Annotated in this window: 1 protein-coding gene; it reads left to right on the top strand. The window is 37.9% G+C overall.

Annotated features, from left to right (window positions below; translation table 11 throughout):
- A partial coding sequence (locus SMIDD28_RS08460; RefSeq protein ID WP_196756373.1) for a Rib/alpha-like domain-containing protein occupies window positions 1-8072 on the top strand: 8072 nt, incomplete at both ends.

Below are 8072 nucleotides of genomic sequence, written 5' to 3'. Positions count from 1 at the left end.
TCGAACGCCCTGAAACCAAGAAACTCTTGGAGGGAGTAGAAGAAATTGTCCGCTCTGTCGAAAATGGGTTAGTAAATCCGCAATTAACTGCTTCGGAAATTGAAGAATTAATGAAACAAGGTAAGCAAGCGGAGAGAAAACTTGCCTTAGCAGTAACTCGTGAACATTCAGGAAAGCGTGATTCACGTAATAATCAAAGGATGGGTGAAGGAGTTCGATTTAGAGCGGATGATGTACTAGTAGAAGGTCCGTTGTACAATGTTAAAGAGTATATCTCAGAGAATAAATTTAGTGGTGGTGGAACATCTGCTGGTCAACGTGCCCGAACAATTGATAAAACATTCATGACGGCAAAATATAGTACGGAGGGTAATAAGAAATTTATTACTTATGATGTTTACTTCCAAAATGATGGTACCGCTTTGAGTGGGCAAACTGGAAATGCATTTTGGTTCTACCCTCCTCGTGATATTTTATATAGTGGTGGTAGATATGTAGGAGATACTATTGCTGAAGCTTACTATGAACGTTATCAAAAAAATGCTGGAGCAACAGGGATACTTTCTCACAATCCGAATAATTTTACTAAACTGGATAAATATGATGCGCTTAGTCAGCTTTTGAGAAACGGAGGTATTCAGGACGACAGTTCGAGAAGGCTATGGGGCGATAGTATTAGTCTTTATGAGTTGGGAGGTGGACCGACTAGAGATAATCAAAGACAACAAATGTTGAAATCATTAGAGAATAATGAAGACTTAAACCGTATCATTCGATTAAATAATAATCCTAGAGGATCATACCCTACATTGTCTTATTCTCAGTTATTAACTATAAGCGGTGGCCGAAATTATGCTTTTAAATATCACGTGAAGATGCGTTTAAAAGATGATGTTACGGCTGCACAAGCCCAAACAGCAGGAACTATAGCTGTAACCGCTAAAGAAGGAAAAGCTTTCAATGCACTTCAGGCATATGTGTATTCTGCTACAGGAACGAGATTGGAAACCAGACCAGATGCACAATTATATCCTATCCAAGGTAGTACACATGAAAAAACTGTTGGAGATACACTTAATGATCCAACGAATCCTGTAGCTGCTGGATATATTACTCGTAAAGGTAACGGAGAATTCCCTTCAGGAATGAACTGGAGTTGGAAAGATGGTGTCAAGCCAAGTACAGCTACAGCTGGAGTATTCAAATATAAAGTAATTGCAACATATCAAGATAATACAAGTTCAGAAGATGCAGGTTCTGGTTCAGATGGCACAGTTACACTAAAAGTTAAACCTAAAACACCTGCAATTGATCAAAGTTCAATCAATGAAAAAGCAGGAAAAACAGGACAAAATGTAGTTGTAACTGTACAAGATGGAGTTCCTAATGGTTCTACTGTAACCTTATATAATGGGACTACAGTTATCGGAACAGGAACTACAAGTGGTCAAACAGCTACTATTAATGTATCAGGAGCATTACCATCAACGGAGATTACAGCTAGAACAAGTGTCCAAAACAGTAATGGTAAAGTGGAGTCAGAGCTTAGTGCACCTGCAACACCCACAGAAGTTCCAGACAGTGTAGCACCAACAGTATCAATTAACGGAAAAGCATTAACAACAAATGCGGATGATAATCGTTTTATTATTTATCGTGGAGCAAACTTTAATCCTACATTTAGAGTTCAAGATGATAAGAATAATGTCACTTTATCCATTACAAATCTTCCAAAAGATGTTGGAAACGTTTCGACAAGTGGAAGTAAGGATTTAAGCTATACAATTCCAGAAAATACTGTAGCAACTGACGCTCCATTTGGAGAAAGTACTGCAACTGTAGTTGCGAGTGATGGCCGTAATAGTGCAACGTATAAATTCAAATATCGTATTGTTGATATTCAAGCAAAAAATAGTACGACAGAAAATCGAGCTGTGGGAAGTGAATTAGGAGATGCTCATGATCACTTCAAAGTAGCAGAAAGTAATACTGCAGAGAATGATAAGTACTATCCAGATAATATGAGATTTGTGTGGAAGGAATTAAATACTAGAACATTCCAAATTACTGATGTTGCTAATAATACGAAATTAAACGAAATAGGAACTATTACTAAGTATATTGCTACGGCTGTATTCCCTAATACTGTAAATTCAAAAACAATAGATAGAGTAAATTATACAATTTACACACCTACTCAAAAACCAGTACAAATGACGTTTAATGTTACGGATAATGTTAAACCAACAGTGAAACTTGTTGGTGATAATGGATCTGATACAACACTTTCAGAATCGACAGCAACAAACGCATTACCGAAAGTAACTGTATATCGTGGTGAAAGAGCCGAGATTACAGTAAAAGCTTCAGATAATACAGGAAAACTATCAAGTTTCACTACATCAGGATTACCAAGTGGAGTAACAGAAACTGGAGCAACTTCAAGTGATAGTGCAACAGATACAACGCCTTTATCTCACACATTATCTGGAAAAGTAGCAACTAATACAACTTTAGGAGATAAAGTATTAACAGTTGTAGCATCAGATAAAACAACTCCAACGAATACAACTACTGTTAAGTTCAAAGTAGATGTTAAAGAGCAGAAAGATAAATATATACCAACAGCAGGAACAACACCTGTAGTCGTAAATAATATTGGAAGTATTAGTGCTTCAGATTTAGATAAAATCAAAAATTCTGTAACAGTACCAAATCTTTCAAATGAAGCTACTCAAGATGGTGGAGTTACAAAAACATTGAAAAATAATGGTGCAGTTACAACAAATAATGGTAAGAAATATGTGACTGTAGAAGTAACTTATCCAGATACAAGTAAAGACGAAGTTCCAGTTGAAGTACAACAAAATACAAATGTACAAAAGCAACCAACAATTTATGTTGTTAAAGGTGAAACAATTTCTAATGAAGAATTAAGAAAATTTGTTTACTTACCTAATGGAGCACAAAAAGAAGAATTACCAAGTACAGCAACTGTAACAGCTACTCTAGATACAGCAACTAAAGGAAGTAAAACAACAAATGTAACGGTAACTTTCCAAGGTTCAAACCCAGTAGTAGTGCCAGTTACTTATGAAGTGATTCAAAACTTCCCAGTAGCAAACAAAGTTTACGATTTTGCAGGCGTTTCAAGAGGAAATGGAGCATCAGATTATTATGTAAACCAAGGATTACGTCAAGGTATGTCTTGGTTTGTTGAAAAAGAAACAGTTGAAGGTGGTCAAAAAGTCTTCAAGAAAGTTTCTAGCGATAATAATATGAATAGCCAAATTGCATCAGATATTACCGCTGGTGTTGGAGAGTATCATTATAAACTTGGAGCTAAGTTCAGAGAAGGTAGATTTACAAATCAAGCAGAAGAAGCTGCAAGACTTTCATATAGTGGAGAAATTGTTCATACGGTGTATGATGTAGTAGCTAATACAACGAAAGTAGAAGCAACTTATGGTTCGACATTAACAAATAGTCAAGCTCAATCTGCTGTTATGAAAGCAACAACCTCTCAAGATTTACCAACAGGAACAACCTATGAGTGGGTGGCAAATGCTTCAGGAGCAGCTGCAACAAACTTAACAGTATCAACATATGGAGAAGAAACACGTTATGTAAAAGTTACATTACCAAAAACAAGAGAAGCAGGCTCAGATTCGGCAGCAGCAACTCAAGTAAATCCATATAAAGTAATTGAAGTAAAAGTAAAAGTTAACGAAACTGTCAAACCCACAGTGAAATTAGTCGGTGATGACGGTCACGATATTACCTTAACAGAAGGAACTGCTGATGGAAACTTACCAAAAGTGACGGTATATCGTGGTGAAAAAGCGAATGTTCGTCTAAAAACTTATGATAACACAGGTAAGATTAAGGAGTTTAGAGGCAGTGGTATGCCAAGTGGCATATGGTTTAATAAAGTTGGAAGTGGGGAACAATGGTTATCTAGTGATACTGCTACGGAAGCTAGCCCACTAAGCCATACGATTACGGGTGTCGTAGAAACAGGAAATGCAATTGAAGAAAAAATTGTTACGATAAAAGCAACTGACAAGACCAACCCAGCAAACGTGACAACTGTTAAATTCAAAATGGTTGTGAAGGAACAAAAAGAAAAATATGATCCAACAACACCAACAAATGCAGTAAGCTTCAACAATTTAGGAAGCAATATTCCAGCAACGGATGCTAATAAAATCACTGATCAAGTAAATATACCGCATTTATCTGCAGAAGCAACTCAGGCAGGAGTGACTAAAGCACTTAAGGATAATGGAGCTGTTAAAACAGTAGCTGGTAAGAAAGTTGTGACTGTAACGGTGACTTATCCAGACCGTTCTACAGATGAAGTGAATGTACCTGTTGCACAAAACTATAATGTAGTAGTACGACCTATCATTAACTTGAAACAAGGTGAAACCTTGTCTGATACAGATAAACGTAGCCTAGTACAGTTACAGGATGGAGAGAATAAGGTAGACATTCCTAGTGATGCGAATGTTAGTTTGACTTTGGATACAAACAAATCTGCGACTGATGATAAGGTTGTTGCTAAAACTGCAACAGCGACGGTAACATTTGCAGACAGAACTGTTAGAACAGTTACTGTGAATTACAAAGTTTTAAGTACATTCCCGATTGCTCATACGATTTATGATTTTGCAGGAGTAAGCCATGGAAGTGACCATTCCGCTTATTATGTCAATAATGGACATAATGTTCCTGATGGAATGTCATGGGTTTATAAAAGAAAAAATGATGCTGAAAAATCTGGAACAGAATTTACAGGTGAACTTGCGAAAGATACAGTAGGCTCAACTACTTACACATTCACTGGTAAGTATAATTACGGTCGATTTACAAATAGTCCAACTGATGCAGAGAAGTTAAGACACGAGGAAACTCTTGTTCATAAAGTGTTTGATATAGCCGCTAATACTACCAAATTAACAGTTGCCAAGGGTCATCAATTGACAGCTGCACAAGCTAAAGATGCGGTGATGAAAGCGCAAGGGTCAGATGATTTACCAACAGGTACGACTTACGAATGGGTAGAAAGTACAGATACAAATACCCCAGGGGTAAGAACCTATAAAGTGAAAGTGACCCTACCACCATCACAAACAGGCAATGATCAACCAACTGCAACACAAGTAAAACCGTCTAAAACAATTGATGTGACTGTTAATGTCAAACCAACAGCTCCAACGGTAACTCCAGCAACTAACGGTGATGTTACAGTAACTCCAGCGAATGAAACAAATGTCAATAAAGTGGAAGTGACTTATACTCCAGCGGACACAAATCGATTAGAAGATAATGGAAATGTCGCAAAAACTACGCATACACCTACAAGGATTGTTGCTAGTAAGGGAGCTAACAATAAATGGACGATTACAGAAGGTGATAAAGTCGGCGTTACTATAAATGGCGATACAGGTGCAATTACACTGAAAGACCATATCGTTAAGGATCAAACAAGTGTGAGTTCAACTGATTCGGCACAAGATGTTTCAAGTAGTAGTAGTCAAGCGAATGCTAATAATGGTGAACAAGATAAGCCGACAATTGGTTTAAACAATACGCTTGTAGAAGTAGGAAAAGCGTTTGACCTTTCTCTTGATTTATCAGACGGAACTGGTGTAGGTGTAGACGATGCAAACATCAAGGTTACTGTACCAGCAGGAGTAACTTACGATGCAACAACAAAATCAATCAAAGGAACACTAAGTTCAGTCACCAAAAATGATATTACAGTAAGAGTCCTAGATAAGAATGGGAATAAAGCTGAGAAAACAATCTCTATAGCTGCTGTGAAACCTAAACCTATCTATGCGATTAAAGATAGTGCTATTCCAAGTGTAGCCACTGCAAGTAATTTTGTAGAAGTACCTACAGGGGTAACAAGTCCAAGTGTTGCTTGGAAGAATGGTCAACCAACAACAACGACAGCAGAAACTACGCATAAAACCGTAACAGTGAGTGCGCAAGGTTATACTGCGACAGATGTAAATGTTCCGGTGACGGTATATCCGAAAGTAACGCTTCGTAAGGTTAATAATACAGAAGTAACAGAGTACCATGAAATCGTTGGTCAACCGTTGACGTCAAGCGTATCAGGAACAGGTGGTCGTACGAAAGAGGCTACAGCTGATTTTTATGTAGAGTTTGAAGGTGGAAATAAACCAAATGGGACAACCGTCGTATTCAAAAATGGAACACCTACAAGTACAACAGCAGGTACAAGTTCTCAAACAATTGTTGTAACTTATCCAAATGGAGCAGGAACTGTTGAGAAAACAGTTACGTTCAAGACTTATGGTAATGAAGTAAATTATCCAGTAGGTAAAGATTATTTTGAAACAGAAGTAGGTAGTAAGTTTGAGAAGAAGGATGCTGGAGATTATGTAAAACCAAGTAGTGATCTAGCAAATCCAACAGGAACTGCTATCGCTTGGCATGATGGACGTCGTCAAGATAATCCAGTAGATAAACCTCAGGCGACAATAGGTATACGTGAAGAAAATATTAACATTTGGTATACGACTCCTATAGCTAGATTGCGTGGTGATGATACTTTTAACTACACGCATCAAGACCTTAAAGTTCATTTAGCTGTCAAACCACAAGCACCGACGTTGACTGCAAATCAATTCCAAGGTAAGGCAGGAACTAAACCTGAGATTACAGTGAGCAATCTTCCAACAACTGCACAGTTGACAACAGGCTCAACTGTAAAAGTACAGTTGAAAGATGCAGATGGTAATGTAGTCGCAGAAAAAACTGTAACAGAAAGAACAGGAAGTACAACGTTTACTGAAGCTGACTACAACAAACCTGTGACTTTAGGTCAACGATTGACAGCTAATGTAGTGGTTTCTGGAACCTATCAAAAAACAGAAAAAACTGCTACTGGTACTAGACAAGTTGCTACTAAGTATGACTTGGTTTCTAATAATAGTAATGATGACCAAGTCACTCCTCAAAAACCAACATTTGATACAGCAACAGTGACTTCAACTAGTCGTACACTAAGCGGTACATTAGGTGGATTTGATGATACTAATAGAGTGGTAGAATTACATCTGAATGATGAAGCTAATACAGTATTGTCAAGTGCGCGTAATGAAGTAACTTTAACTGGAGATAAATGGACAGCGAATATTCCAGAAGGAGTGAAACTTCGTGCATCCGTTGCTAAAAATGGGGAAACTACAACGCCACCAGCGATTACAGTGAAGAATACAGTCACAGGTGGAGCAGTTTCAACTACAAGTGATGAAAAAGAAGTCACAATGGGTGCTTACTCTGTATCACCTACAATTGCGGGTAGCAAGCATATTAATGTAACGGTACCACATGATGCTAAACGAGTTGAATTACGATTCCATAACAGTGTGGAAACAGGAGATAAAGCAAATAGTATCACTCTTGTACGTGGCGCAGATGGAACTTGGCATACAGAAGCAACTCGTGCTGATAATACTAGTGTGACAGATGCAAATGGATATGTTGGAAGAATTACTTCTACTCCAAGCGCTACTAATCCAGCAGAAAATGTTATTACTATTCCTCTTAATGAAGAAAGTAACGGTAAGAAACTTCACATTAGAGAAGAAGCTGCTAACGGGGATAATACAGCAACCTACGGCAAAGGACTAGGTTTGCGTGTAGAATATCAACCAGAAGCAGGACAAGATCCAACGGCTGCTGGAAACTGGAAAGTCGCTAGTGTTACGAATACAGCGCCTGTTCTAGCATATAAAGGAACAGAAGGAAGTACTGAAGCTAATCGAAAAGTCTACCCATCAGGAACTGGCATTACTAAAGAAACACTAGCAGACTTAGTAACTGTTAGAGATTCAGAAGATAATGCTACAGATGTGAATAATAAACCATATGGTTCACCAACTATAGAAATCGTATCTGGTTTAACAGAAACACCAGGACAACAAACACCAGCTGGACGCTATACAGTAGTAATTAAAGCTATCGATAGTCAAGGAAAAGAAAGTGCTCCGTTGACTGTGTATGTGGGAGTGGTGTCAACAGACATTCAC

This window comes from Streptococcus mitis, from assembly GCF_001579045.1.
In the GTDB taxonomy this organism is placed as follows: domain Bacteria; phylum Bacillota; class Bacilli; order Lactobacillales; family Streptococcaceae; genus Streptococcus; species Streptococcus mitis_D.
This window is presented reverse-complemented; position numbering and strand designations above follow the sequence as displayed.